The organism is Hyunsoonleella sp. 2307UL5-6 (assembly GCF_047345485.1).
In the GTDB taxonomy this organism is placed as follows: domain Bacteria; phylum Bacteroidota; class Bacteroidia; order Flavobacteriales; family Flavobacteriaceae; genus Jejuia.
Map to the genome: position 1 here is coordinate 247,341 of NZ_JBLFEN010000004.1, position 26,166 is coordinate 273,506.

The window sequence follows — 26,166 nt, forward strand, 5'->3', positions numbered from 1 at the left end:
AGAGCGCATTATGGTCGCTCTCTTTTTCGTCTTTTAAATTCATTGAGTATTTTTCGCCTAAAGTCATCTTCAGCAATTTTAAGCCTAATTATTTTTTTAGCTGGAATAACGTTTTTTAGTTTATCTGATAGTCCTAAGCGTAACTCATGCATACGGTTTTCAGCTTTATTAAGTCTTTTTATAAGAGTACTTGCATCAGTATCAGTCATAGTATCCAGATTATCTCTAATTTCTTTTCTAATATCTTTAATTTCTTTAAACCTAATAGTGTTAGTTTCTTTTTCAAACGTATTATAAATTGGCCAAAACACTTGAGATTCTTCTGTTGTTAAATCTAATTGTTCGGTAATGAAAGCTACTTTTAGTGCTTTAATACGTTCTCTTTTGTCGCCTCTTTGAGCTAGTGCACTCATGGAAATCATCACAACTATAATACATAGTAATTTTTTCATAGCTTTTATTGTTCTAGTATTAGTGCCTCTATATCAGCATTATTTAATAAGTATTCTTCAATATTTTCATCTTCAAAACTATACTCTATAATATTGTTTTCGTTTAATTCTTCTTCTGTTAATAAAGATGCTATCTCATAAGAGCTAATATCATCTTCTAATATATAATTTTCAACCGTTGCCAACTCTATATCTTCAATAGACATATTAGTATTAAAAATAGAAATATTAAAAAATATCAAAGCGGCAGCTGCAATACCCGATATATAAACGATTGTTTTTCTATTAAACAAAGAAATAACTTTAGTTTCTTTTGTTTCAGAAAGTGTATTTAAAATACTAGTATCAACAGTATTAAAATAACCTTCTGGAGTTTTAAAACCTGTAGATTTTGTGCTTATGATGTTTTGTTCAGTATTTATTTTCTTTAGAAGCTTATCATCGAAAGCATCAAAATAATCATTAGGAGTGTTAAATCCGGATGATTTTATATGTTTTAAATGTTCTTTTTTCATTTTCTATATCTTAGTCTTTTGACTTGTTTTTGTACAAAAGGTTTAATTCCCAATTAAATACGCTTCAATTTTTTTTACCGCTATGTGATACGATGCTTTAAGTGCGCCTTCGCTAGTTTCTAAAATTTCAGACATATCTTTATATTTTATATCTTCAAAATACTTCATATTAAATACCAATTGTTGTTTTTGTGGAAGTGTAGCAATAGCTTTTTGTAATTTTAGTTGAATAGCATCCCCTTCAAAATACACATCAGAGGTTAGATTATTTATAGCAAGTTGTAGTACTTCTTCACTAGTAATTTGTAAACGTTTAACATTTTTATTAATTAGAGTTATGGATTCATTTGTAGCAATGCGATACATCCATGAAAATAATTTACTATCGCCTTTAAAATTATGGATGTTTCTATAAATTTTAATAAATGTATTTTGAAGTACATCATCAGCATCATCATGAGATTTTACAATATTTCGTATATGCCAATATAGGCGCTCTTTGTAAAGCGACATAAGAGCTCTAAAGGCTTGCTCTTTTTTAGTATCTGATTGTAATTGCTGTATTAATTGCGCTTCGTCAGTCACAAAATTGGTTTGGTAGTTAGACTGTTAAATATAAAGAAAGTTTAATTTGATATTTTTAATATATCAAAAAGTATTTAATGAGTTAATAATCATACAGTTATAAATAAATATATCGATGAAGTGTAAATAAACACGATAAAAAACACTTTTTTTTGGTTTGTATGTTTATTTACTATAAATTTGTATCAGAAACCTACTTATAATGTTAGTCGTCCCCAAGTCTAACATAAACCAAAAAAAAGGATAGTTGCCCAAATCACTATCCTTTTTTATTTTTTATAAAAACTCTTAACGAAACTTATTCAAAACTTTGCATTTCAACAAGTTTATGGTAAGCACCTTTTTTATCCATAAGTGCTTTGTGTTTACCTTGTTCTACGATTTCGCCTTTACTAAAAACTACAATTTCATCTGCATTTTGTATGGTTGAAAGTCTATGTGCTATAACGATAGAAGTTCTGTTTTTCATCATATTATCTAAGGCTTTTTGTACAATGCGCTCACTTTCAGTATCTAAAGCTGATGTAGCCTCGTCTAGAATCATAATTGGCGGACTCTTTAAAACGGCTCTTGCAATACTTAAACGTTGTTTTTGGCCACCAGAAAGTTTACCACCAGCATCTCCAATATTGTATTCAAGAACACCTTTTAAGTCTTTTACAAATTCCCAGGCATTAGCCACTTTAAGTGCTTCAATGACGTCTTCGTCTGTGGCGTTTTCATTACCTAATTTTAAGTTGTTTTTAATACTATCATTAAATAGAATAGCATCTTGCGTTACAATACCTAATTGTTTGCGAAGTGAACTAGTAGATAAGTCTTTTATGTTTGTGCCATCAATTAAGATATCTCCTTTATTTACATCATAAAACCTTGTAATGAGGTTAGCCACGGTAGATTTTCCACTTCCTGATTGTCCAACCAGTGCCACAGTTTTTCCTTTTGGAATAGTTAAACTGAAGTTTTTAAGAACATAGTCGTCCTTATATTTAAACGAGATATTATCGAATTTTATTTCAGAAGTAAATGCATCTTTTACAATAGCATTTGGTGTATCTTTTAATGGGTTTGGTGTATCAATAATTTCTTGGATACGCTCTGCGGCAGCACCTCCTTTTTTAATGTTGTACAAACCTCGTGAAATGGCCTTGGCTGGTGTTAATATATTATAAGCTAAACCCATGTAAATAAGAAAGCTACCACCATCTAAAGCTAAAGTTGTATCATTATTTAATACAAGATTACCACCATACCATAAAATTACTGATATCATACAGATACCCAAAAATTCACTTGCAGGTGACGCCAAATTTTGACGGTTTAAGAGTTTATTTGAAAACTGATAAAACCTATTCGTAGATTCTTGAAATTTATCATTAAATTTTTTTTCTGCACTAAAGCCCTTAATAATTCTTAAACCAGTTAATGTTTCTTCTAAGGTAGATAAAAACATACCTTGTTCTTTTTGAACCCGATCTGATTTTCGTTTTAAACTCTTTCCAATTTTAGAGATTACAAAACCCATAATAGGAATAAAAATAAACACGAATAATGTAAGTTGCGGGCTAATATATACCATTGCTATTATGGTGAATAGAATGGTTAGCGGCTCTCTAACAATAAGCTCTAAAACTGATAAAAATGAATATTGTAAATCTTGAACATCGCCAGTAACACGAGCTAAAATATCGCCTTTTCTTTGATCGGATAGGTAAGAAAGCGGTAACTCTATTGTTTTTTTATATACTCTATTTCTTATATCTCTTATAACACCGTTTCTTAAAAACACAAGGAAGTAATTTGCTAAATACCCAAAAAGATTTTTAAGCAAAAACATAACCACTATCAACCCGATAGTAAACATTAGCGCTCTCCCTTTATTGCCTCCAGTAAATTGATACATTTCGTAGTTGAGGTAATCGCCTGCAAAATCTGCTAATTTGTTTAAACTTGTATAAACAGGTTTTTCAGTTGGAATCGTTTTTTCTTTATCAAAAATAACGTCCAACATTGGCTTTAAAGCTACAAACGATAGTGTCCCAAATAACGCAAAAAACACATTAGAAATAATGTGTCCAGCGGCATAATTTTTATAAGGCTTTGCGTACCTTAAAATATTTGTAAAATGACTCATTAATTAAATAAGATTCATGTCTTTTAAAATAGTTTCTGTTTTGGTGTCTAAGTCTGCTTCTAAGGTTTTAAAATCTTCTGTAGTATCCAATGTAGCATTTACACTCACATAAAACTTAATTTTTGGTTCTGTACCACTTGGTCTTAATGCAACTTGACTTCCATCTTCAGTATAATAAATAATCACGTTTGATTTTGGAATATCTATTGAAGTGGTTTCTCCTGTTACTAAATTTTTAGAAGTAGCAGATTCGTAATCTTCAATTTTAACAACTTTAGAGCCGTTTATTACCGTTAGAGGGTTTTGGCGCGCATCAACCATCATTTGTTTAATTTCTTCTGCACCTTCAATGCCTTTTTTAGTAAGGGATATTAATTTTTCTTTAAAACACCCGTGTTCTACATAAAGCTTAATTAGTTCTTCAAAGAACGAACTGCCATTCGCTTTTGTTATGGCTGCAATTTCACATGCTAAAAGGGTAGAAGTTACAGCATCTTTATCACGCACAAAATCGCCAACCATAAAACCGAAACTTTCTTCGCCACCACCAATAAAATCTAATTCTGGAAAATCCTTAATTAATTTAGCAATCCACTTAAAACCGGTAAGAACTATTTTATTATCTACGCTATAAGCATCGGCCAATTTGTTCAACATTGGAGTAGAAACAATGGTTGTGGCTATAAATTCTTTTCCTTTTATGTTGCCTTCAGCTTTCCATTTTTTCAAAAGGAAATCTACCATCATCACCATGGTTTGGTTACCATTTAGTAATTGTAGTTTGTTTTCAGAATTTCGAACAGCAACGCCCAATCTGTCACAATCAGGATCTGTACCTATAACAATATCAGCACCAACTTCATCAGCCAGCTCTAAAGCCATTTTTAAAGCAGCAGGTTCTTCTGGGTTTGGAGATGTAACGGTTGGAAACCCGCCATCCGGTTTGCGTTGTTCCTCAACAATATGTACATTTTTATACCCTGCACGTTTTAAAGTTTCAGGAACAGCAGTAATAGAAGTACCATGAAGTGATGTAAAAACAATCTTTAAATTATCTTTAGCGTCTTGAGTTGCACCTACTTTTCCATTCTCAACAGAGGCATCAATAAATACATCATCAACATCTTTTCCAATATATTTTATCAAGTTATCATTAGCTTCAAACTTAATATTTGCATAGTCTACTTTGTTTATTACATTAATTAAGGCAGCATCATGTGGTGGTACTAATTGTCCACCATCTTGCCAGTATACTTTATAGCCGTTGTATTCAGGAGGGTTGTGAGATGCTGTTAAAACGATACCACAATGGCAATTTAAATGTTTTACAGCGAAAGATAACTCTGGGGTTGCTCTTAAGTCTTCAAATAAAAATACTTCAATACCATTTGCAGAAAATACATCAGCTACTACTTTTGCCAGTGTTTGACTATTGTGTCTACAATCAAAAGCAATTACAGCTTTTGGTGTTTCATTCGGAAACTGTTGGTGTAGATAATTACTTAAACCTTGTGTACTTTTTCCAAGGGTGTATTTGTTAATACGGTTTGTGCCAACACCCATTATACCTCGCATACCACCAGTACCAAATTCTAAATCTTTATAAAAACTTTCCTGTATATCTTTAGGATTATTTGCAATACTATCTTTTATAATTGTTTGCGTTTCGGTATCAAAAGTTGGTGTTAACCAAGAGTTTATTCTATTTAAAATTTTTGGTTCAATATGAATCATAGTGGTATAGTTTTTTATGCTAAAACAAAAGTAAACATTTGATTGAATAATATGACTTTATAATAAAGCCTTTTAACTAAACATTTACGAAAACAGTATTAAAAATTTAGTTCGCTTTTTACCAAATACCGTTTTTTATCGGTTCTATTTCTTAAAATAAGTTCTCCTAAAAATCCGGCTACAAAAAATTGTGTACCTATAATCATGGTTACTAATGCTATAAAGAATTGGGGGCGTTGTGTTATTAAACGACCTGTTTTATGAATAAACAATTTATCAATACCCAAATAAAAAGCAAAGCCAAAACCAATACTAAACATAATAACACCTAAGGCACCAAATAAATGCATAGGGCGTTTACCAAACCGCGATAAAAACCAAATAGTAATTAAATCTAAAAAACCGTGAATAAATCTGTCAATACCAAATTTGGTTTCGCCATATTTTCTTGCTTGGTGTTTTACAATTTTCTCGCCAATGTTACTAAAACCAGCATTTTTTGCTAAAACAGGGATATAACGATGCATCTCACCATTAACATCAATATGCTTTACTACGTTTTTTTTATATGATTTTAAGCCGCAGTTAAAATCATGCAACTTTACACCAGATGTTTTTCTAGCGGCCCAATTAAATAATTTTGAAGGTAAATTTTTTGTAATTACAGCATCATAACGTTTCTTTTTCCAGCCAGATACCAAATCATAGCCTTCAGAGGTAATCATGTTGTATAACTCCGGAATTTCGTCTGGACTGTCTTGCAAATCTGCATCCATAGTTATGATAACATCACCTTCAGCTTTTTCAAAACCAGCATGTAATGCTTGAGATTTGCCAAAATTTCTTAAAAACCGAATGCCTTTAACCGAAGTGTTGATTGTAGAAAGTTTAGCGATTACATTCCAAGAATTATCAGTGCTGCCATCATCAATAAAAATAATTTCATAAGAAAAATGATTGGATTGCATTATGCGAGCTATCCAATCATGTAATTCGTTTAAAGACTCTTCTTCGTTAAGTAGTGGTATAACTACGGATATATTCATTAATTAAGCCTCTTTTTTCATGACTAAACCTCCAACTAAGGCGTAAATTAAACCAAATATAGCGCTAAGCCCTATCCAAATTGCAGATCCTAGAATAGGATTTGAGAATTTTTCCATCATTTCTACGCTATTATCTACCATATCTTCAGTCATGTTAGGATTTTCATAGAGTTTTTCTCTTGTTATTTCCATCATTTTCCCCATAAATTCAGGGTCTATAACATAATTGAATAAAATATTATAGATTGCGTAAACTAATGCGCTAATGGCTGCAGTGGCTACGCCAGTTTTTAAAGCATCAGATAACGTGAGAAACCCAGAATTATGCTTTTTATATTGGCTGATCGTATAGATAATAAAAGCAGGAAAAATTATGTAATAAAGGTACATTGGCCATTGCTTCCCTTCAAGCATCATTCCAGTAGCATACATAGTAACTGCAATTAGCACCATTATGATACCTAAAATGAGACCATAATTAATTGAGAATTTTCCTGGAGTGATTTGTTTGGTTTCCATAATTTTTGTTTTTGGTTATATGGATTGTTAGTAAACAAAGATAGCAAAACGTTACACATTTAATAAAATAAAAAATATTAAAAAGAGTTGTTCATTTGTAAAAAATACTTAAATTTGCACCTCGAAAAATAAGATTTAAAGCGCAAAGCGATGAAAAAAGGTATACATCCAGAAAATTATAGAATAGTAGCATTTAAAGATATGTCTAATGATGATGTGTTTTTAACAAAATCTACTGCTACAACAAACGAAACTTTAGATGTAGATGGTGTTGAGTACCCACTAGTAAAAATGGAAATTTCAAGAACATCACATCCATATTACACTGGTAAGTCTAAGTTAGTTGATACTGCTGGACGTATCGATAAATTCAAAAACAAATATGCTAAGTTTAAAAAATAAACTAGCCTAAAACATATATTTTAAAAAGCCTTTCTACTATTGAAAGGCTTTTTTTATTTTTACGTATTATTTTTTTTAGATCAAGTTTTAGTGATTAGTTTGAGCGAAAGCTTCAAATTTCAAATTTTAAATTTAAACTTAGTATGAATTACATTCTTTTCGATGGGCCTTCAAGACATAATTTATTACCATTTACTTTTACAAGACCAGTTGCGGATATTCGTGTTGGTATTTTAACAATAAGAAAAAAATGGGAAGCCTACCTAGGTGCTACAACTACAACAGTTACTGAAGATTATTTATCTGAAAAATTTCCTATGGTTGAAATGGAGGAGAATATAATGATAAACGCTTCATTTTTACCAAACCTTCAATTAGTTGAAATGATAACTTCTTTAAAAGCAAATGAAGCTATTTTTGTGGGTGAAGATGTTGTCGCGTTTCATGCTACAGAAGGTCAGGAAAATATCGATTTTGATGCTTATGATGGGACTGATTTTAGTGGAGATTATATTAAAATAGAACATACTTGGGATATTTTTTCTAAAAACGGAGAAGCTATTCAAGAAGATTTTACGCTTTTAACTAAAAACAAAATGTCTCAACCCATACCTGCAAGTAATAATACAATTGCTCCCGAAAATATATTTATTGAAGAGGGCGCAACATTAGAATTCGCAACACTTAATGCAAGTAAAGGTCCAATTTATATTGGTAAAAATGCTGAGATAATGGAAGGAGCAGTAGTTAGAGGCCCTTTGGCGCTATGTGATAATGCAACTATTAAATTAAGTGCAAAAATATACGGACCAACTACAGTAGGCCCGCACAGTAAAGTAGGTGGGGAGGTAAATAACTCTGTAATTTTTGGATATTCTAATAAAGGACATGATGGATTTTTAGGAAATTCTGTTTTGGGAGAATGGTGTAATTTAGGTGCAGATACAAATAACTCTAATTTAAAGAATAACTATGCCGAGGTACGCCTATGGGATTATCAAACTGAAGGTTTTGCTAAAACAGGTTTGCAATTTTGCGGATTAATGATGGGAGATCACAGTAAATGTGGTATAAATACGATGTTTAATACCGGCACTGTAGTTGGTGTAAGCGCTAATATTTTTGGTAGTGGTTTTCCAAGGAATTTTGTGCCAAGTTTTAGTTGGGGCGGTAATAGTGGTTTTACAACGTACTTAACTAAAAAAGCATTTGAAGTAGCTAAGGTTGTGATGGCTAGACGAAGCATAGAATTTTCAGAACAAGACCAAGCTATACTAGAGCATGTTTTTGAAAGCACTAAAACATACAGACGAGAATAATCTTAGCAATAGTCTTAAAACGAAACATTTGTATATTTGTTAGTGTGTAAATGTTTTAATATGATAAAAAAATCATTACTATTCTTTTTTATGCTTTTAAGTTCTTTAGGTTACAATCAGTCTAAAGTATATAAAGTTAAAAACTTAGAACTTAATACAAAGTATCCTCATTTTGGGGTTAGTTTATTTGGAGCTAATCAAATCTTGTTCACATCATACAAATTAAATAAAAAGGGCAAAGTAAAACAGGCATTTGATGGTCAAGGCATATTAATGATTTATAAAGGCACTGTTACTACTGATGGTAACATTCAAAGTATTGAAGATATTATAATTGATCCAAAATCTGGTTTAGAAAATATAATAAGCGCCACAGTATCACCCAACGGCAATAAAATATATATTACAACTACTTACACAAATAAAAACAGACCTAAAGGCTCCTATAACAAGGCTAATTTTCATATAGAAATTGGAGAATATAAAGCAGGAATTGGTTTTACTAATTTTAAGGTGTTACCATTTTGTAAACCTAAATTTTCTTATGCGCACCCAGCTTTAAGTGCTGATGGTAAAACATTATACTTTACCGCAAATTTTAGAGGAGGAAGAGAAACCACAAAAGGTGCTTCGGATATTTTTAAGGTTGATATTTTAGATAATACTACTTTTGGTGATATTAAAAATTTAGGCTCAAAAGTAAACTCGTATAGTAGAGAAATGTTTCCTACGGTTAGTGCAGATGGTACACTTTATTTTGCTTCAAATAGGCCTAATGGTTTAGGTGGTTACGATTTATATCAGTGTAAAATAAAAGAAGATGGTACTTACAAAAAGGCAGAAAAATTACCAAAGCCTATAAATAGTAAAGAAGATGATTTGTCTCTTGTGATGTTTACAAATAATAAAACAGGATTTATTGTATCTAAACGAAAAGGAGGTGAAGGTGATGATGATATTTATTATTTAACTTTAAAAAAATAATGATAGGTATCATCTGTATTTACTTAATTGGAAAGTATTTTTACAGATTAGCTATAGCGTATAACAAAAATGCTTTTTTAAGTGTTATATTAGGATTGGTTTGCTTTTACCTAGGTAGTGTAATATTTGGTGGAGTAATATATTATCTGTGGTTCGGTCATTATATGTTTTCAGGAAGTGATATTTTATTCAGTATACCGCATTTAGGAATATTAAAAATGCCTTTTGGAATAGCATTAGCTTGTTTAATTCATTACTTATTAGAAGTAATATGGAAAAAAACTAAAGTACATATTGGAGAAGAAATAAATGATATAGGAAAAGAATAAATAATCTTATTGTTCTTTGTAAACATACCTAAAATCTAACATATTTATAGGATTAATTCCTAAACCTTTTACATTTTTTCTAGTAAATCTTACTACTTCATCATAAAATAATGGTACCATAATAGCATTTTCCATGGCTATGGAATCTATAGTAGTATACAAATGTTTTCGCTTATCAATATCAGAAATATTAAAGGCTACATTATACAGACTATCCACTGTTTTATTTTTAAAATGAAAGTAGTTAGAGCCTTTTGGGGTAAAGTTTTCACTATAAAAAATAGATAAATAATTCTCAGCATCCATATAATCTGCCACCCATGAGCTTCTAAACATATCTACTTTACCTTCGGTACGTGCCGATCGTAACGTAGCTTCTGGCATTACATCAACATTTATTTTTAAACCTGCTTTTTCTAATTCACGTTGTATAAATTCGCAAAAACTCAAATAATTGCTTGAAGTTACTAAAGTTATTTCAGGATTAGTAATACCACTTTCTTCTTTAAATTGATTAATAAGGGCTTTTGCTTTTTCAGGTTGGTATGTAAAACCTATAGATTTGTTATATCCAGAAAGACCTAAAGGGATAAAGCCACCATTTGCAGGATTACCAATACCATTGCGTAGATAAATCATCATTTTCTTTCTGTCAAATCCATAATTTACAGCTTTTCTTATCAGTTTAGATTGTATTTCAGGAGTTTCAGAATCTAAATAGAATCCTAGGTATTCAGAATTTAAATAGGGGCCAGTTGCCATATTTACTGTATTGGTATAACTGTCTCTAAGTTTACCATCAGCTGTTAATAATTCATCCTTATACGAAGCATCTAAACCTTGCAGATAATCAATATTACCTTGGGCGAATTGTAAAAACTCACTTTGTTTATCTGGTAAAAATGTTAGAGCAATAGCTTCTAAATATGGGAGTGAATTACCGTATTTATCAGTTTCAAAATAGTTTTCGTTTTTTCTAAATACTAATTTTATATTTTCTTCCCAACGCTTAAATTTAAAAGGGCCAGTACCAATAGGGTTTGCGCGAAACTCTGTGCCATAATAGTCTACAATTTCTTTAGGTACAACAGAGCAATATTTCATGGTGAGTAATCCAATAAACGCAGGAAAAGGTTGCTTTAGAGAGATTTTAAAAACAGTATCATTAACTGCTTTAAAGTCATCAACTTTATTTAAAACCCAACTACCAGGAGCTGCTAATTTTTCATCTCTTAGTCTATTTAAGCTATAAGTAAAATCGTTTGCTACAACTGTTCTAGTAGAATCTTTACCAAAACGTTTGTGCTTATGAAAATAAACATCATTTCGTAAATAGAATGTGTAGGTTTTTCCATCATCAGAAATAACCCAACGTTTAGCAATACACGGTAAAATATTAAGTTTATCATCCAACTGGACTAAACCATTGAATAATTGGTTGCAGACAGAATTATCTTGTAGTGTTCTTGAAAAAGCAGGATCTAAAGTATTAATATTTGCAAATTCGTTGTAACGAAAAACAAGGTGATCTTTATTTGTTTCACTACTTTTTCCACAGGAAAAAAAAGATAAAACCAGGCAACTAACTGATAAATAGCTAATTATTTGATACCAAACGCGTTTTATCATATAACTTATTAGTTGTAAATTTGCAATCCTTTAGCCGTAAAGATAAATTTTAAAATTCCCTGAAACAAGTTTGGGTTAATTAAAGTGAATAACAAAAAAGTCGCATTTTATACCTTAGGTTGTAAACTGAATTTTTCAGAGACCTCTACCATTGCAAGACGTTTTGTAAATGAAGGTTTTAATCGTGTAGATTTTTCTGAAAAGGCTGATATTTATGTGATTAACACATGCTCAGTTACTGAAAATGCAGATAAGCGTTTTAAAACAATTGTTAAGCAAGCTCAAAAATCTAATCCTGATGCGTTTGTAGCTGCGGTTGGCTGTTATGCACAGTTAAAACCGCAAGAACTAGCAGATGTTAATGGTGTAGATTTAGTATTAGGCGCTACTGAAAAATTTAAAATTACCGATTATTTAAATGATCTTACCAAAAATGATTTTGGAGAAGTACATTCTTGCGAGATAGAAGATGCCGATTTTTATGTAGGTTCTTATTCTATAGGCGATAGAACTAGAGCTTTTTTGAAAGTACAAGATGGCTGTGATTATAAATGCACATACTGCACAATTCCTTTAGCTCGTGGTATTTCTCGTAGTGATACGATGGATAATGTTTTGAAAAATGCCATTGAAATAGCAAAACAAAATATAAAAGAAATAGTACTTACTGGAGTAAATATTGGTGATTATGGTAAAGGTGAATTTGGTAATAAAACCCATGAGCATACCTTTTTAGATTTAGTTTCTGAGTTGGATAAGGTAAAAGGTATTGAGCGTTTAAGAATTTCATCTATTGAACCTAATTTATTGAAGAATGAAACTATTGATTTAGTGTCTAAATCAAGAGCATTTGTACCTCATTTTCATATCCCACTTCAATCAGGTAGTAATGCTATTTTAAAATTGATGAAAAGGCGCTATATGCGAGAGCTTTATGTAGATAGAGTTTTAAAAATAAAAGAAGTAATGCCACATGCCTGTATTGGTGTTGATGTTATTGTAGGTTTTCCAGGGGAGACAGAAGCACATTTTTTAGAAACGTATAATTTTTTGAGTGCATTAGATATTTCATATTTACATGTATTTACCTATTCCGAAAGAGATAATACAGAAGCAGCAACAATGGATGGGGTAGTGCCTAAAACTATTAGAACAAAACGCAGTAAAATGTTAAGAGGTCTTTCGGTTAAAATGCGACGTGCCTTTTATGAAAGTCAATTAAAAACTAAAAGAACTGTATTATTTGAGAGTGAAAATAAAGAAGGGTATATCCATGGTTTTACAGAAAACTATGTAAAAGTCAAAGCACCTTGGAATCCAGAATTGGTAAATACGTTACAAAACGTAGCACTTACTAAAATTGATGATGATGGTTTAGTACGATTTGAAGTTATATAGAATTAATTTCATAAAAAAAACCGAAACATAATTGTTTCGGTTTTTTAGTTTATTAAAAAGTTGTCCTGTTAAATTCTAACACCTACAGGCAACATTCTTTTGTACTTTCTATTACTTCTTACAAACTTTGCAATTGCAGGACACGTAGGCATCACGCTTAAATTTCTATCTTGTATTTCTTCAAAAACAGCTGCCATGAATTCTTTTTTAAAGCTAGCATCGTCTATTTCTTCTGGAACTATTAATTTGGTTAAAAAAATCTTGCGTTCTTGTAAAGAGTATTCAATTTTTGCTAAATGTCCATTCATTTTGATTTCAAATTGACGTAAAAAATCATTGTCAACTAATTGTTCAGCAGTTTCAACCATAAGTGTTTTCTATTTAATTTAAAGAAGTAATGCGTTAAATAGTAGATACTATTTATATAACTTTGTGCAAAAGTACGAAAAAAAATTGAGAGATTAAATATATAGCATTGTTAAAACCTTATGAGTCAAGAGATAATACACGTGTATTTAATGCCAGGAATGGCTGCTAGTCCGTTAATTTTTGAAAATATTAAACTACCATCCCATCAATTTAAATTGCATTATTTGGAGTGGTTACTGCCAGAAAAAAACGAAGCACTAAGTGATTATGCACATAGAATGACAAAAAAAATTAAGCATGATAATAGTGTTTTATTAGGTGTTTCTTTTGGTGGTGTTTTAGTACAAGAAATGAGTAAATTTGTTACGCTTAGAAAGCTCATTATTGTATCTACAGTAAAATCTAAAGAAGAACTGCCAAAGCGCATGCATATTGCAAAATCTACAAAAGCTTATAAATTATTACCAACAGGATTAGCAAGTAGGGTAGATCTATTAGCTAAATATGCTTACGGTGATAAAATAAAAAAACGCATTAATCTTTATAAAATGTATTTGTCGGTAAGTGATAGAACTTACTTAGATTGGGCTATAGATAAAATGCTACATTGGGATGGTGCCGAATGTACACCAAGTGTTATTCATATACATGGTGATAATGATAGTGTTTTCCCAATTAAAAATATAACTAATTGTATCACTATTAAAAAAGGTACTCATGCTATGATAATCTATAAATACAAATGGTTTAACGAGAATTTACCACGTATAATTTTAGATAACTAAAAATTATTTTACCTTTATTGAAAACTTATTATAGATGAAGAGGATTGAACGAATTTTAGCGCTTGTGGGATTATTAAGTTTATGTTTATTGTTTACATATGCCCTTCAAGACGCCCCTACTGATGAAAATTTCGAAAAGAAATTAATTAACGATTATAATGTGTATGCTTTACAAGTTCCAGAAGATTTATCTTTTGCAGGAGAGCTTGTACCATTACACAATCCAGATATATTAGAACGTATGGATAGAGAGTTGTTAGTGAATACTTATTGGCAATCTAACGGATTGTTAATGTTTAAACGTTCACAAAAATACTTTCCTATTATAGAGCCTATTTTGGCTAAATATGGCGTGCCAGACGATTTTAAATATTTAGCAGTTATAGAAAGTGGATTAACAAATGCTGTTTCTCCTGCAGGTGCTAGAGGTGTTTGGCAAATTATGAAGGCTACGGGGCGCGAGAATGGGTTAGAGGTTAATGATAATGTAGATGAACGTTACCATCTAGAAAAATCTACAGAGGTAGCTTGTAAATACTTGTTAAGAGCAAAAGCAGAATTAGGATCTTGGACTTTAGCTGCTGCTGCCTATAATGCAGGAAACGCTGGAGTATCAAGAAGGCTTAAAGAGCAAGGAGTTTCTGATTATTACGATTTACTTTTAGGTGAAGAAACGGGGCGTTACCTGTTTAGAATTGTAGCACTTAAAGAAATACTATCCAACCCTGATACATATGGTTTTAATTTTCGGGCTAAAGATTTGTACTCTAATGTTCCTACTTTTAGAATGGAAGTAGATACAGCAGTCACTGATTTTACAAAATTTGCTGAACGCTTTGGTATAAATTATAAAATACTAAAGCTGCATAATCCTTGGTTAAGAGAGCCTCATTTAAATAATAAATCTAGAAAAAAATATTATATAGACATTCCCAAAGAAGGGTACTATAATTAATAGATTTAAACATTGCAGAATAAAGTATATAAATCCAAAATTAGTTATGGTGTTTTAGTAACTATATTTTTGTTGTTTTTTGGTATTTTTATTTACCAGTTTTTTAATAATAATGCAACTACATCAAGTTTAGTTATTGTATCCATTATACATAGTGTCACACTTTTATTTTTAGTATATATGTTTGTAAGTATAAAGTATATTATTCAAAATAAAGTTCTAAAAATAAAATGTAGTGTATTCTTTGATAAAACAATAGCAATAGATAGCATTACTAAGATTGAAAAAACAAACTCTTTATTATCATCACCGGCAGCTTCTATAACTGATAGAATAGAATTAAGTTACAACAAGTTTGATACTATTATAATATCTCCTAAATGTAAAAGTGATTTTATAAAGAATGTATTGGAGGTTAACCCAAGAATTTTAGTAGATGCTAAATTAAAATAGAGAGTTATCTGCTCTTGCGCTTTTGAGATCTTAAAGAACCTCCTGCACCAAAATGTTGATTCGGGCCCACAGCTTGTTTCATATTTTGCTTCATCATTTTTATTTGATCAGCTAGCATACCATGTTTGTCTAGTTTTTGCGCTTCAGTTAATAACTGTTGTGCTTCACGTTTTCTGCGCTTAGAAAAAGCAATACCAGCAAGGTTTAGTTTGGCCATAGCCAAATCATGCTTCATAGATAAGCCTAACGTTACTGCTTTTTTAAAATGCTTTTCAGATTCATTCATATTATCCTGCATCGTCATAATTCCATGTAAATAACTATAATAGCCTTGTTGTTTTTTTACTAAAGCAGTTTCAGGATTCTTTATTTTATCTAGCCATTTTTTAGCACCATCAAAATCTTGCTTTCGAAGTTTTAAAAACGAAAGTAAAATAAATTCATTTTTAAAATAAAGAAATATAAAAACACCAGCTAATAAAATAAGAGAGATGCCATTACCTATATTCCCTTCTGTAAATTGATACACAGCATACGCTATAATTCCCGCAGCAATAATTAATTTTATAATTTTATTAAACATTATATATTGTTTTTAATATAGTTTTAAGTATTTGATATCAGGTAAACACTCATTTTTATTTCAAAATGCAAAGAAACTAAATTTTTTATGTAAAAAATATTTTTAAAATAGGTTTGTGAAATAAAAAAGCTTTGTATATTTGCGCTCAGTTTTGGCTAAGGGTCAAAAAAAATTCAAACAATACAATTCAGATTTTAAAGATACAAGACGATGAGTAAAAGAACGTTTCAGCCATCTAAAAGAAAAAGAAGAAACAAACACGGTTTTAGAGATAGAATGGCTTCTGCTAATGGCAGAAAAGTACTTGCTAGAAGAAGAGCAAAAGGAAGAAAAAAATTGTCTGTATCATCTGAAACAAGACATAAGAAATAATGATTAACAATTGTTGATATATAAAAGGTGTTACTTAGGTGTAACGCCTTTTTTTATGTTTAGTAATTACTAATTTAGCACGCAAATTAATTTTAAACACGAATACTTAGAAAAATGCCAAAAAATCCTAAATTAAAATCTATTTTACTTATTGGTTCGGGGCCCATTATTATAGGGCAAGCATGTGAGTTCGATTATTCAGGTTCTCAAGCGCTTCGATCATTAAGAGAAGATGGAATTGAGACGATTTTAATTAATTCAAATCCAGCAACTATCATGACTGATCCTTCTATGGCAGATCATGTATATTTATTGCCTTTGAATACAAAATCAATTATTAAGATTCTTAAAGAACATCCACAAATTGATGCAGTTTTGCCAACAATGGGTGGGCAAACCGCTCTAAACCTTGCTATTGAAGCAGACGAAAAAGGCATTTGGGAAGATTTTGGAGTTGATATGATTGGTGTTAATATTGATGCTATAAATGTAACAGAAGATAGAGAACAGTTTAGAGAACTTATGGGGAAAATTGGGGTTGGAATGGCGCCTCAAGCCACAGCATCTTCGTTCTTAAAAGGAAAAGAAATAGCGCAAGAATTCGGGTTTCCTTTATGTATTCGTTCTTCTTTTACCCTAGGAGGGGCTGGTGCTGCTATTGTTTATGATGAAAAAGATTTTGATAAATTATTGCGCCACGGATTAGAAATTTCTCCTATCCATGAGGTAATGATTGATAAAGCACTTTTAGGATGGAAAGAATATGAATTAGAATTACTTAGAGATTCTAACGGAAATGTTGTGATTATTTGTTCAATCGAAAATATGGATCCAATGGGGATACATACTGGAGATTCTATCACCGTAGCACCAGCTATGACATTAAGTGACAGCACCTACCAAAAAATGCGTGATATGGCGATACATATGATGCGTAGTATAGGCGATTTTGCTGGAGGTTGTAATGTGCAATTTGCAGTGTCTCCAGATGAAAGAGAAGAAATTATTGCTATTGAAATTAACCCGCGTGTATCTCGTTCTTCAGCATTGGCAAGTAAAGCCACAGGATATCCAATTGCAAAAATTGCAGCTAAATTAGCGCTAGGTTATCACTTAGATGAATTAAGTAATCAAATTACAAAATCTACATCGGCGTTATTTGAGCCAACTTTAGATTATGTAATTGTAAAAATACCACGTTGGAACTTTGATAAATTTGAAGGGTCTGATAGAACATTAGGACTTCAAATGAAAGCCGTTGGTGAGGTAATGGGTATTGGGCGATCGTTTCAAGAAGCATTACATAAAGCCACACAATCTCTAGAAATTAAGCGTAATGGCTTAGGAGCAGATGGTAAAGAAAATACTAATTACGATGAGGTAATAGATAAGTTAACTCATGCCTCTTGGGATCGTGTATTTACAATATATGATGCTATTAAAATGGGAATTCCTTTAAGTAGAATTTTTGAAATCACAAAAATTGATATGTGGTTTTTAAAACAATATGAAGAATTGTACTTTTTAGAAAAAGAGATTTCAACCTTTAATATTGATTCTATAGATAGAGAATTATTATTAGAAGCAAAGCAAAAAGGGTATGGCGATAGACAAATAGCGCATATGCTGGGTTGTTTAGAAAGTCAAGTATACAGCAAACGCGAAGAAATGGGCATTAACCGTGTTTACAAGTTGGTTGATACCTGTGCAGCAGAGTTTGAAGCTAAAACGCCTTATTACTACTCAACGTTTGAAAGTGATATGCAAACTGCCGATGGTAAGCGTTATGCAGATAATGAAAGTATTGTTACTGATAAAAAGAAAATTATTGTATTAGGCTCTGGTCCAAATAGAATAGGACAAGGTATTGAGTTTGATTATTGTTGTGTACATGGGGTGTATGCCGCACAAGAATGTGGTTACGAAACTATTATGATAAACTGTAACCCTGAAACGGTTTCAACAGATTTTGATACAGCTGATAAATTGTATTTCGAACCTGTATTTTGGGAGCATATTTACGATATCATTAAGCATGAAAAACCAGAAGGTGTTATTGTACAATTAGGCGGACAAACAGCTTTAAAATTAGCAGAAAAACTGTCGCGCTATGGTGTTAAAATTATAGGTACTAGTTTTGAGTCTTTAGATTTAGCTGAGGATAGAGGAAGTTTTTCAACATTATTGAAAGAAAATAATATTCCTTATCCGCAATTTGATACTGCTGAAACTGCCGATGAGGCCTTAGCTGTAGCAAAGGAATTAGACTTTCCAATTTTAGTACGACCATCTTATGTACTTGGAGGACAAGGTATGAAGATTGTAATTAACGAAAAAGAATTAGAAGAGCACGTAGTTAGTCTCTTAAATAAAATTCCGAATAATAAATTATTATTAGACCATTATTTAGAAGGTGCTATTGAAGCCGAAGCTGATGCAATTTGTGATGGTGAAGAAGTTTACATCATTGGTATTATGGAGCATATTGAGCCTTGTGGTATCCACTCTGGTGATAGTAACTCTACATTGCCACCGTTTAATTTAGGTGAATTTGTAATGCAGCAAATAAAAGATCATACTAAAAAGATTGCATTAGCACTAAATACTGTTGGCCTTATAAACATACAATTTGCCGTAAAAGATGATATGGTTTATATTATAGAAGCAAACCCGAGAGCCTCTAGAACCGTACCATTTATTGCTAAAGCTTACGGAGAACCATACGTTAATTATGCAACTAAACTGATGCTTGGTGAGAAAAAAGTTAAGGACTTTAATTTTAAGCCTCAATTAGAAGGTTATGCTATTAAGCAACCCGTATTTTCATTTAATAAATTCCCGAATGTAGATAAAACATTAGGGCCAGAGATGAAGAGTACAGGAGAAAGTATCTTGTTTATAGACAGCTTAAAAGATGATGAGTTTTATGATTTATACTCTCGCCGAAAAATGTATTTAAGTAAATAGAATATTTATTTTTATAATCAAGAAGGCCGCTTTAAGCGGCCTTCTTAATTTAATTATTTTTAGTACTTAAAGAACTAGGTTATTTTAAGTGAAAATTAAATGAAACCATAATGTTTTCAGCTATTTTTTTGCTTACAATTTTTGGAATTTTAATACCATAGTCTGAGGCTAAAGTCATAAAATCTCCCGAAATTATAAGTCCGTTTTCAGTTTCAGTAACATTACATCTTATATTTTCTAATACTTTAGTTGTTCCATGAAATGTTAATGAACCATTAATTTTATAGTTTTTTTTAATATTATCAATATCAAAATCTACTAACTTTCCCTTAAATGTTGCTTTAGGATATTCATGAGACTCCGCATAATTCTCATTAAAATGCTCTTCCATAAGTGCATTTTTAAATCTAAATCCTTTAACTAAAATAAGGGCAGCAAATTCACCATTATCTGTATTAATTATAGCTGTCGTACTTTCAGTTTTTGCTTTTACTTCTTCAAAAGAAGCTACCGAAGCTTCAAAAGCTACTGTTCCAGTTTTTGTAATAAGTCTTTTCTGTCCGTAAGTTATACCTACACAAAAGAATATTATTAAAATTATTATTTTTTTCATGAGCTTATTTAATTTTCAAGTAATCCGTCGTCTAGCCATTGCTGTATTAATGCTCTATCAGCTACAGGTATTAATCCGCTAGGTGGCATTGGGTTGTTAACGTTATTTGTTCTTGATATAATACGGTTTACTCTACTACTAGTTTGCGAAAAATCAAGTAATGGAAAAGGTGCGCCATTAGCTAATGGTTGTCCGTGGCATCTTGTGCAGTGTGTCGTCATTAAGGCGCTTATATCCTCATTATAGGTAATGTTTCCAGTGTCTTGAGGGTCTTCTATAGTTTCTTCTTCAGCCATAACATCTTCTGTACTGTTTGTTGAGCAACTAAATAAGCCGATACTAATCATGATGACGTAAATAAATTGTTTTGATTTCATAATAATTTTATTTGAGTTAAAATGTTCTACTTAGGTTAAAGCCAAAAAATACATCACCATCTGTCCAATCTCCTGTGGTTTGTCCTAAAAAAGAATTTGTATTCATGCCTTGTGCATTTGTAAAATGAAGTTGAAAAACGTGTCCACCAGTTTCTAAATCAAAACCGATAGATAGTGGATTTTTAAAAGGCGAATTTTCTGCTCTATTTAAATGTAATCCGTAGTCTATATTTAAAGACCAGCGTTTGGTTAATTTGTAACGTCCGCCAAAACCAAGAGCAAATTGTGTGTTGTCTTGTTCATTAACACTAACTAACCCTTCGTGAAACAATGTAGGTGCAAATTCTAAAGATAAATTAGTGTTTACCTTTCTAGAAATTAGTATTTGTGATGTGTATCCCAATCTATCACTAAATTCAATTAAAGGAAAACTTTCTTTTTCAAAAGAGGTATTTACTAAAACAGCATTAAAACCTACGATGGTTAATGGAAATCCATTTGATGATTGTTTAACAATTCTGTATTTTATAGAGCCTTCATAAATTTTCTGGAAAGAACTTCTAGAGATACCAATATTTAAGTTGTCAGATATCCCATAAATAAAATTTAACCGAGTTACAGCTTCGTCTAGACCAAAAAACGTATCAATACCATTTTTTAAATTACCAAACCTATGTGCTACAACTAACACAAAAGTATCATCAGCAACTAGTTTAGTAGATTGAAAGTTTACAATTTGAAGCCCCTTAAATGCTGCATCGGCATATTGATTAATTGTAGAATCTGTATCAATTTCATTTAATAAATCATCTTGTGCATGTAATAGAAGTGGTAAGCAAAAAATAAAGAGTAAAAAATGTTTCATTTGTTTTAAGTGTTATTGGTTAGATATGATATAACATTGGTCTAGTTTAATTTCTTCTAATAAATCGTCGTAACCAATTAATCGGCCTTTGATTGTTATTCTAGAATTATCAGCTGCTTTTGAGATAGGCGCTTCAAAAATGCAAAATACGTTCTGATTTAGTGTAATTGTATTTGTATTGGTTTCTATAACGCTACCTGATACCTTAATAGTTTTATTTAGGTATTTTGTTTGAGAAGCTTTTGGGTTACTACTAAATTCATCAAACAACGCTTTAGAGGTTATTGAAAAGGCTACTTTTTCTGTTTTGATATCTCTATGACTCTTGTAGATATAATTATACGCTAAAAACGCAATAACTATAATGCCTAACAGAAAAATGATTTTTTTCATAAAAATTTATTAGTTAGTAGTACTAATAAAGATTACTTACAAAAAAATGATAGATATTTTTATTTTCGGATATTAATTTTGAAAATAACTAATTGCTGATGCTTTGTTTTTTATCCAAATTAATAGTAGAAAAAGACTCTAACTAATATTAGGCTAAATACTTAAAGAGGAGCTTTTAGAATATGAGTTTTAACTTAACGTCTTATAATTCAATTTTAGCATTCTGCTGTTTAATGCTTTCTAAATGCTCTTCAATTTTAAATTCTGAAGCATTAAATTTAGAAGAACGGTGTCTCGTTTGTTGCTGTCTAGCAATACTTCTCGCAAAACGTCTTACAGCCTGTTCGTTATCTAAAATAATCCCCGGTACAGCTACATTATTACCCGCTTTATCTTTGGCAACCATTGTAAAGTATGACGAATTACAATGCTTAATTTTACCAGTTTGAATGTTTTCAGATTCTACACGTAAACCAACAACCATAGAGGTTCTCCCTGTATAATTTATAGATGCCTTTAAGGTAACTAGCTCGCCAACTTCAATAGGGTTTAAAAAATCTACACGATTTACAGATGCGGTTACACAATAGTGTTGTGAATGTTTAGACGCACACGCAAAAGCAATTTGATCCATTAAATTTAAGATATGGCCGCCATGTATTTTTCCGCTAAAATTAGAGTGCGAAGGCAACATTAATTCTGTTATAGAAACTCGAGATTCTTTAGGATGCTTAAACATACTTTTTTAGGTTAAAACGGTGTAAATTATGCCTGTTATTGTGGCAATGCCAAAACTTATTAAGGTGCCAATAAGTACATATTCTGTGAGTTGGCGAGTTTTAGATTCTTTTAAATCACCAAATCGAAATACCGATTTAGCGGTGATAAGAAATCCAACAGCTTCCCAATGGTTTGATATGATAAATATAAACACTAAAACGCGCTCTAAAATACCAATATATTTACCAGCATCAGTAAGTGATTTACTATTTTTAGTGAGTTCTGAAATATTCCACTTTAAAAAAATGGTTTTCATAATTATAGATACAGGAACCGTTAAAAACAATAAACAGGTAATTAATGGAATATTTTGTTCTACAAGATCGATACTTAAATTAACAGCGTTTTTTGATTGCGATAAGTAAATAAAAACGATAACTAGTATGTGAGCCAACTGATCTATAAAGAATAGCAGTCTCTTGTTTTTTTTAGTTTGAAATAAAAGTTTTAACCCATCAATTATAAAATGAGACACCCCAATAGTTAAAATTACAGGCCACAGCGCTACATTCCATAATAATAAAGTAGTGGCAATAACATGAATTAGTATATGAAAATAGAGTTTAGGCGATTTTAATTTTTTCTTTTCCTTTTCTTTAACCCAACGTTGAGGTTGTAAAAAGAAGTCACCGATAAGATGTGCTAATATAAGTTTGACTAAAATCATGATAATACTTCTATTTTTTGTTGAAACATAGCATCTAGTTCCCATATAAGATCTAGTTCAGCACGTTTTTGGCGTTTACTTATAGCATCTTGTTTTGTACCTATTATTTCTGCTAAATCTTGTTGTAATGCTTCTGGTTGTTCTATACTTAATTTTACAATTTCTGCAGAACTTACTGTCCAACGATCCATAAACGTAGTGGCTAGTTTTAAATAAAGATTTAATTCTTCATTAAGCTGTTCGTTAGTTGTTTTTATTTTTAAGTTCACCTTTTCTTTTTTTAAAGATTCTAAGGTTGCTCCAGAAAATATAAACGCCTCTCCGTTAGATTCGCTTATCGTATCACCTTGGTACGTTTTTTTACCAATACCTATGGCTAGTCTTACATCTAAACCATGTATCATTTTAACATAAGCTTTAATGTAAACAGCACTAATAAAACTTTTCGAAATGTTACTAATTTCAATCTGAAAACTATCACCACGGTACACTTCCCACTGCGATGTATCAGAGTTTAGATATCCTAAAGCGGCTTTTAGAGCAGTCATCCAAAGTTCTGGATGTTTTAAGCTTCTAGATTTTATAATATCTCCAGTTATAATACTAGTCATAAACACACATTTTTCATATTCCTTTTAAAAAGCATAACTTAAATTATTCCTTTTTAAGGGAATAAATTAAATTATTCCTTTATTAGGGAATAATCAAATATATCATGTTTTTGTAAGATATGCAAATTAGTTATCTTCTTCTGCACGTTTTATAATAGCTTCAGGTAGCGATTTTTTAGCCTTAGCTCCCATTTTTTTAAGCTTTTCAACACTAGTAATTAGATTGCCTCTACCATCAACAAGTTTATTCATGGCCGAAGAATAGTCAGTCTTTGCAGCATCAATTTTTTTACCAACACCTGTTAAATCTTTTACTAAACCTTCAAACTTATCATAAAGTGCACCAGCTTGTCGCGCAATTTCTATGGCATTACGTTGTTGTTTCTCATTGTTCCACATGGTATCAATGGTTCGCAACGTTGCCAATAGGGTAGATGGTGTTACAATTACAATATTCTTTTCAAAAGCTTTATTGTAAATGGTATTGTCCTCGTTAATTGCAACCGCAAAAGCAGGTTCAATGGGTATAAACATTAATACAAAATCAGGCGATTCTATATCATATAAATCTTGGTAATTCTTTTCAGAGAGTTGGTCTACATGCCTTTTTATTGAACTTACATGTGCTTTTAAAAATGTTATTTTTTGGTCATCATCGGCATTTACCAAACGTTCATAATCGGTTAATGATACTTTAGAGTCAATTATCATCTTCTTTCCGTCAGGTAAGTGTAACACCACATCAGGCATCACACGGGAGTTATCATCACGTGTAAAACTTTGCTGTACAAAATACTCACGGTCTTTTTCTAAGCCTGATTTTTCTAAAACACGTTCTAAAACTAACTCGCCCCAATTACCTTGCATTTTACTGTCGCCTTTTAAGGCTCTAGTTAAATTGGTGGCCTCTTTAGTCATTTGTTGGTTAAGATCTTTTAGTCCTAAAAGTTGCTCTTTTAATGCCGAATGCATGCTGATGCTTTCCTTTTGAGACGCTTCTACCTTTTTCTCAAACCCTTGTATTTTTTCTTGTAGCGGACTCAAAATATTTTTAATATTCTCCTTATTCTGTTCCGTAAATTTATTCGATTTTTCTTCTAATATTTTATTCGCCAATAACTCAAAGTCTTTGCGTAATTGCTCTTGGCGGGTTTCTAGCTCTTTATCGCGTTTTAGGTTTTGTTCTTGTAAATTTTCGTATTCTGAATTTTTTCGAGCCAACTCCGTATTTAAAAACTCTTTTTCACGACGAATCTCCTCGCGTTCGCTTTCAATTTTGTTCAGGTTTTGCTTTAAGTCTTCAATAGTTAATTGCAATTGATTTTGGCGCTCTTCTAGAGTACTTTGTTCGCTTTTTGTTTTTAGTTTTGAAAAGTAATTGCCTAAGAAAAAACCGATTGCTGCAAAAATTACAGCTGCAAGAATTATGATGATGTTGTCGTTCATACAACAAATATCAAATAACAAAAACCAAATTCCAAAAAGTAGCAAGGTTATATTTTAGCAGCGCTAAACTCTGCAACCAAGACTTAAAACTATTTCTTCACCCTAAAACTCCCCGTTTTCTCATCAAATGCAATTAAATCTTTTGGAAATAATGTATTAAAAGTACCATTAGCAATTAAATTACAGGGTTGGTCTGTAACGACGCCTTCATTCGTCATTACAATTAAAGTATCACAGAGTTGAATAGCCAAATCTATTTCGTGAGAAGAGAACAGAATGGTTTTTCCTGTGTCTTTGGTGAGTTGTTTTAGCAGTTTTAAAATATAAGCTTTATGATACATATCTAGATGTGTGGTAGGTTCATCTAAAATAATCAAATCAGTATCTTGTGCTAAAGCACGTGCTATCATTACCTTTTGAAGTTGTCCATCGCTTAACTCAAAACATTTTTTATCCTTAAGTGTTTCAATATTTACTTGTAAAATGGCTTGGTTTGTTACTTTAATATCTTCTTTCGATAGGTTACCAACCCAATTTGTATAAGGTTGCCTGCCTAAAGCCACAAGCTCAAAAACCGATACGTTTTTAGAGGCTACAGGTTCGGTTAGTACTACGCTCATTACTTTGGCTAAATCTATCGAAGCATAATCTTTAAGTGAAGCATCATTAATATAAACATGACCTTCTAGAATATTTTGAACTTTAGTAAGTGTTCTTAAAAGTGTTGATTTTCCTATACCGTTGGCACCAACAAGACCAACTAATGTACCTTGTTGTAATTGAATATTAATGTTTGAAGCAACACGTGTTTCTTTCTTTTTTGATGTGTAGCCTATTGTAAGGTTTTCAGTTTTTAATATGATGTTTTTACCTGTATTTTCCAT

The 26,166-nt window shown here is 31.3% G+C and carries 29 protein-coding genes; 10 read left to right on the forward strand and 19 right to left on the reverse strand.

Annotation, left to right across the window (positions count from 1 at the left end):
* Positions 1–8: 8 nt before the first annotated feature.
* The 7 genes from ACKGJY_RS09185 to ACKGJY_RS09215 all read right to left on the reverse strand — a co-directional run bounded on the left by ACKGJY_RS09185 (position 9) and on the right by ACKGJY_RS09215 (position 6,985).
* Positions 9–452, reverse strand: coding sequence for a sensor of ECF-type sigma factor (locus ACKGJY_RS09185; RefSeq protein ID WP_413973580.1), 444 nt, complete (start codon positions 450–452; stop codon positions 9–11).
* Positions 453–457: 5 nt separating this feature from the next.
* Positions 458–967: a hypothetical protein gene (locus tag ACKGJY_RS09190; RefSeq protein WP_413973581.1), complete on the reverse strand. Its 510-nt coding sequence runs from the start codon at positions 965–967 to the stop codon at positions 458–460.
* A 42-nt stretch (positions 968–1,009) separates the two neighbouring features.
* Complete coding sequence (locus tag ACKGJY_RS09195) at positions 1,010–1,552, reverse strand: RNA polymerase sigma factor (RefSeq protein ID WP_413973582.1); 543 nt, start codon at positions 1,550–1,552, stop codon at positions 1,010–1,012.
* Between the two features lie 298 nt (positions 1,553–1,850).
* Entirely contained in the window at positions 1,851–3,686 is a 1,836-nt protein-coding gene (locus ACKGJY_RS09200; RefSeq protein WP_413973583.1) for an ABC transporter ATP-binding protein, read from the reverse strand.
* A 3-nt stretch (positions 3,687–3,689) separates the two neighbouring features.
* The gene (locus tag ACKGJY_RS09205) at positions 3,690–5,420 is read right to left on the reverse strand and encodes a phospho-sugar mutase (protein ID WP_413973584.1); all 1,731 of its coding nucleotides are present in this window, start codon (positions 5,418–5,420) and stop codon (positions 3,690–3,692) included.
* Between the two features lie 98 nt (positions 5,421–5,518).
* The gene (locus ACKGJY_RS09210) at positions 5,519–6,466 is read right to left on the reverse strand and encodes a glycosyltransferase family 2 protein (RefSeq protein ID WP_413973585.1); all 948 of its coding nucleotides are present in this window, start codon (positions 6,464–6,466) and stop codon (positions 5,519–5,521) included.
* A gap of 3 nt (positions 6,467–6,469) precedes the next feature.
* A complete protein-coding gene (locus tag ACKGJY_RS09215) occupies positions 6,470–6,985 on the reverse strand; it encodes a DUF4199 domain-containing protein (RefSeq protein WP_413973586.1) in 516 nt (171 codons plus the stop codon).
* A gap of 150 nt (positions 6,986–7,135) precedes the next feature.
* Here ACKGJY_RS09215 and ACKGJY_RS09220 point away from each other — a divergent pair, with 150 nt between their 5' ends.
* The 4 genes from ACKGJY_RS09220 to ACKGJY_RS09235 all read left to right on the forward strand — a co-directional run bounded on the left by ACKGJY_RS09220 (position 7,136) and on the right by ACKGJY_RS09235 (position 10,019).
* Positions 7,136–7,387: a type B 50S ribosomal protein L31 gene (locus ACKGJY_RS09220; protein ID WP_413973587.1), complete on the forward strand. Its 252-nt coding sequence runs from the start codon at positions 7,136–7,138 to the stop codon at positions 7,385–7,387.
* Positions 7,388–7,530: 143 nt separating this feature from the next.
* The gene (locus ACKGJY_RS09225; RefSeq protein WP_413973588.1) at positions 7,531–8,706 is read left to right on the forward strand and encodes a GlmU family protein; all 1,176 of its coding nucleotides are present in this window, start codon (positions 7,531–7,533) and stop codon (positions 8,704–8,706) included.
* 60 nt (positions 8,707–8,766) lie between these two features.
* A complete protein-coding gene (locus tag ACKGJY_RS09230) occupies positions 8,767–9,690 on the forward strand; it encodes a TolB family protein (RefSeq protein ID WP_413973589.1) in 924 nt (307 codons plus the stop codon).
* The gene (locus ACKGJY_RS09235; protein WP_413973590.1) at positions 9,690–10,019 is read left to right on the forward strand and encodes a hypothetical protein; all 330 of its coding nucleotides are present in this window, start codon (positions 9,690–9,692) and stop codon (positions 10,017–10,019) included. Before ACKGJY_RS09230 ends, ACKGJY_RS09235 begins: the two co-directional genes overlap by 1 nt.
* A 6-nt stretch (positions 10,020–10,025) precedes the next feature.
* Here the strand turns inward: ACKGJY_RS09235 and ACKGJY_RS09240 are convergent, their stop codons facing one another.
* The gene (locus ACKGJY_RS09240; RefSeq protein ID WP_413973591.1) at positions 10,026–11,648 is read right to left on the reverse strand and encodes an ABC transporter substrate-binding protein; all 1,623 of its coding nucleotides are present in this window, start codon (positions 11,646–11,648) and stop codon (positions 10,026–10,028) included.
* Between the two features lie 84 nt (positions 11,649–11,732).
* On the opposite strand from ACKGJY_RS09240, the gene mtaB reads away from it, so the two are divergent.
* Positions 11,733–13,046 carry a tRNA (N(6)-L-threonylcarbamoyladenosine(37)-C(2))-methylthiotransferase MtaB gene (gene mtaB / locus ACKGJY_RS09245; RefSeq protein WP_413973592.1) on the forward strand — a complete coding sequence of 438 codons (1,314 nt, stop codon included), beginning with the start codon at positions 11,733–11,735 and terminating at the stop codon, positions 13,044–13,046.
* Positions 13,047–13,114: 68 nt separating this feature from the next.
* Here mtaB and ACKGJY_RS09250 read toward each other — a convergent pair whose 3' ends face one another.
* Positions 13,115–13,414 (reverse strand): GNAT family N-acetyltransferase, encoded by a 300-nt coding sequence (locus ACKGJY_RS09250; protein ID WP_413973593.1) that lies wholly within the window; start codon positions 13,412–13,414, stop codon positions 13,115–13,117.
* A 120-nt stretch (positions 13,415–13,534) separates the two neighbouring features.
* Here ACKGJY_RS09250 and ACKGJY_RS09255 point away from each other — a divergent pair, with 120 nt between their 5' ends.
* Genes ACKGJY_RS09255 through ACKGJY_RS09265 form a run of 3 tightly spaced genes read left to right on the forward strand, consistent with a single transcriptional unit; the run spans position 13,535 to position 15,608 of the window.
* Positions 13,535–14,200, forward strand: a complete 666-nt coding sequence (locus ACKGJY_RS09255; protein ID WP_413973594.1) for an alpha/beta hydrolase — start codon at positions 13,535–13,537, stop codon at positions 14,198–14,200.
* Between the two features lie 34 nt (positions 14,201–14,234).
* On the forward strand, positions 14,235–15,155 hold the full coding sequence (locus ACKGJY_RS09260) for a lytic transglycosylase domain-containing protein (protein ID WP_413973595.1): 921 nt from the start codon (positions 14,235–14,237) through the stop codon (positions 15,153–15,155).
* Positions 15,156–15,167: 12 nt separating this feature from the next.
* Positions 15,168–15,608, forward strand: a complete 441-nt coding sequence (locus ACKGJY_RS09265) for a PH domain-containing protein (RefSeq protein WP_413973596.1) — start codon at positions 15,168–15,170, stop codon at positions 15,606–15,608.
* A 4-nt stretch (positions 15,609–15,612) separates the two neighbouring features.
* Here ACKGJY_RS09265 and ACKGJY_RS09270 read toward each other — a convergent pair whose 3' ends face one another.
* Positions 15,613–16,191, reverse strand: coding sequence for a DUF2892 domain-containing protein (locus tag ACKGJY_RS09270; RefSeq protein WP_413973597.1), 579 nt, complete (start codon positions 16,189–16,191; stop codon positions 15,613–15,615).
* A gap of 210 nt (positions 16,192–16,401) precedes the next feature.
* Between ACKGJY_RS09270 and rpmH the strand changes: the two genes are divergently transcribed.
* On the forward strand, positions 16,402–16,563 hold the full coding sequence (rpmH, locus tag ACKGJY_RS09275; protein ID WP_413973598.1) for a 50S ribosomal protein L34: 162 nt from the start codon (positions 16,402–16,404) through the stop codon (positions 16,561–16,563).
* Positions 16,564–16,677: 114 nt separating this feature from the next.
* The gene (gene carB, locus ACKGJY_RS09280; protein WP_413973599.1) at positions 16,678–19,530 is read left to right on the forward strand and encodes a carbamoyl-phosphate synthase large subunit; all 2,853 of its coding nucleotides are present in this window, start codon (positions 16,678–16,680) and stop codon (positions 19,528–19,530) included.
* 79 nt (positions 19,531–19,609) lie between these two features.
* On the opposite strand, the gene ACKGJY_RS09285 is transcribed toward carB, so the two are convergent.
* The 9 genes from ACKGJY_RS09285 to ACKGJY_RS09325 all read right to left on the reverse strand — a co-directional run bounded on the left by ACKGJY_RS09285 (position 19,610) and on the right by ACKGJY_RS09325 (position 26,166).
* Positions 19,610–20,143, reverse strand: coding sequence for a YceI family protein (locus tag ACKGJY_RS09285; protein WP_413973600.1), 534 nt, complete (start codon positions 20,141–20,143; stop codon positions 19,610–19,612).
* An 8-nt stretch (positions 20,144–20,151) separates the two neighbouring features.
* Positions 20,152–20,520: a hypothetical protein gene (locus ACKGJY_RS09290; protein WP_413973601.1), complete on the reverse strand. Its 369-nt coding sequence runs from the start codon at positions 20,518–20,520 to the stop codon at positions 20,152–20,154.
* Between the two features lie 16 nt (positions 20,521–20,536).
* Positions 20,537–21,385: a DUF5777 family beta-barrel protein gene (locus tag ACKGJY_RS09295; protein WP_413973602.1), complete on the reverse strand. Its 849-nt coding sequence runs from the start codon at positions 21,383–21,385 to the stop codon at positions 20,537–20,539.
* A 12-nt stretch (positions 21,386–21,397) separates the two neighbouring features.
* On the reverse strand, positions 21,398–21,778 hold the full coding sequence (locus ACKGJY_RS09300) for an OB-fold protein (protein ID WP_413973603.1): 381 nt from the start codon (positions 21,776–21,778) through the stop codon (positions 21,398–21,400).
* Positions 21,779–21,980: 202 nt separating this feature from the next.
* Positions 21,981–22,517, reverse strand: coding sequence for an acyl-CoA thioesterase (locus tag ACKGJY_RS09305; protein ID WP_413973604.1), 537 nt, complete (start codon positions 22,515–22,517; stop codon positions 21,981–21,983).
* A 6-nt stretch (positions 22,518–22,523) separates the two neighbouring features.
* Positions 22,524–23,225 (reverse strand): DUF3307 domain-containing protein, encoded by a 702-nt coding sequence (locus ACKGJY_RS09310; protein WP_413973605.1) that lies wholly within the window; start codon positions 23,223–23,225, stop codon positions 22,524–22,526.
* Positions 23,222–23,836 carry a transcriptional regulator gene (locus ACKGJY_RS09315; protein ID WP_413973606.1) on the reverse strand — a complete coding sequence of 205 codons (615 nt, stop codon included), beginning with the start codon at positions 23,834–23,836 and terminating at the stop codon, positions 23,222–23,224. The genes ACKGJY_RS09310 and ACKGJY_RS09315 overlap by 4 nt, the downstream gene beginning before the upstream one ends.
* Before the next feature lie 126 nt (positions 23,837–23,962).
* The gene (rmuC, locus tag ACKGJY_RS09320; protein ID WP_413973607.1) at positions 23,963–25,282 is read right to left on the reverse strand and encodes a DNA recombination protein RmuC; all 1,320 of its coding nucleotides are present in this window, start codon (positions 25,280–25,282) and stop codon (positions 23,963–23,965) included.
* Positions 25,283–25,371: 89 nt separating this feature from the next.
* Entirely contained in the window at positions 25,372–26,166 is a 795-nt protein-coding gene (locus ACKGJY_RS09325; protein WP_413973608.1) for an ABC transporter ATP-binding protein, read from the reverse strand.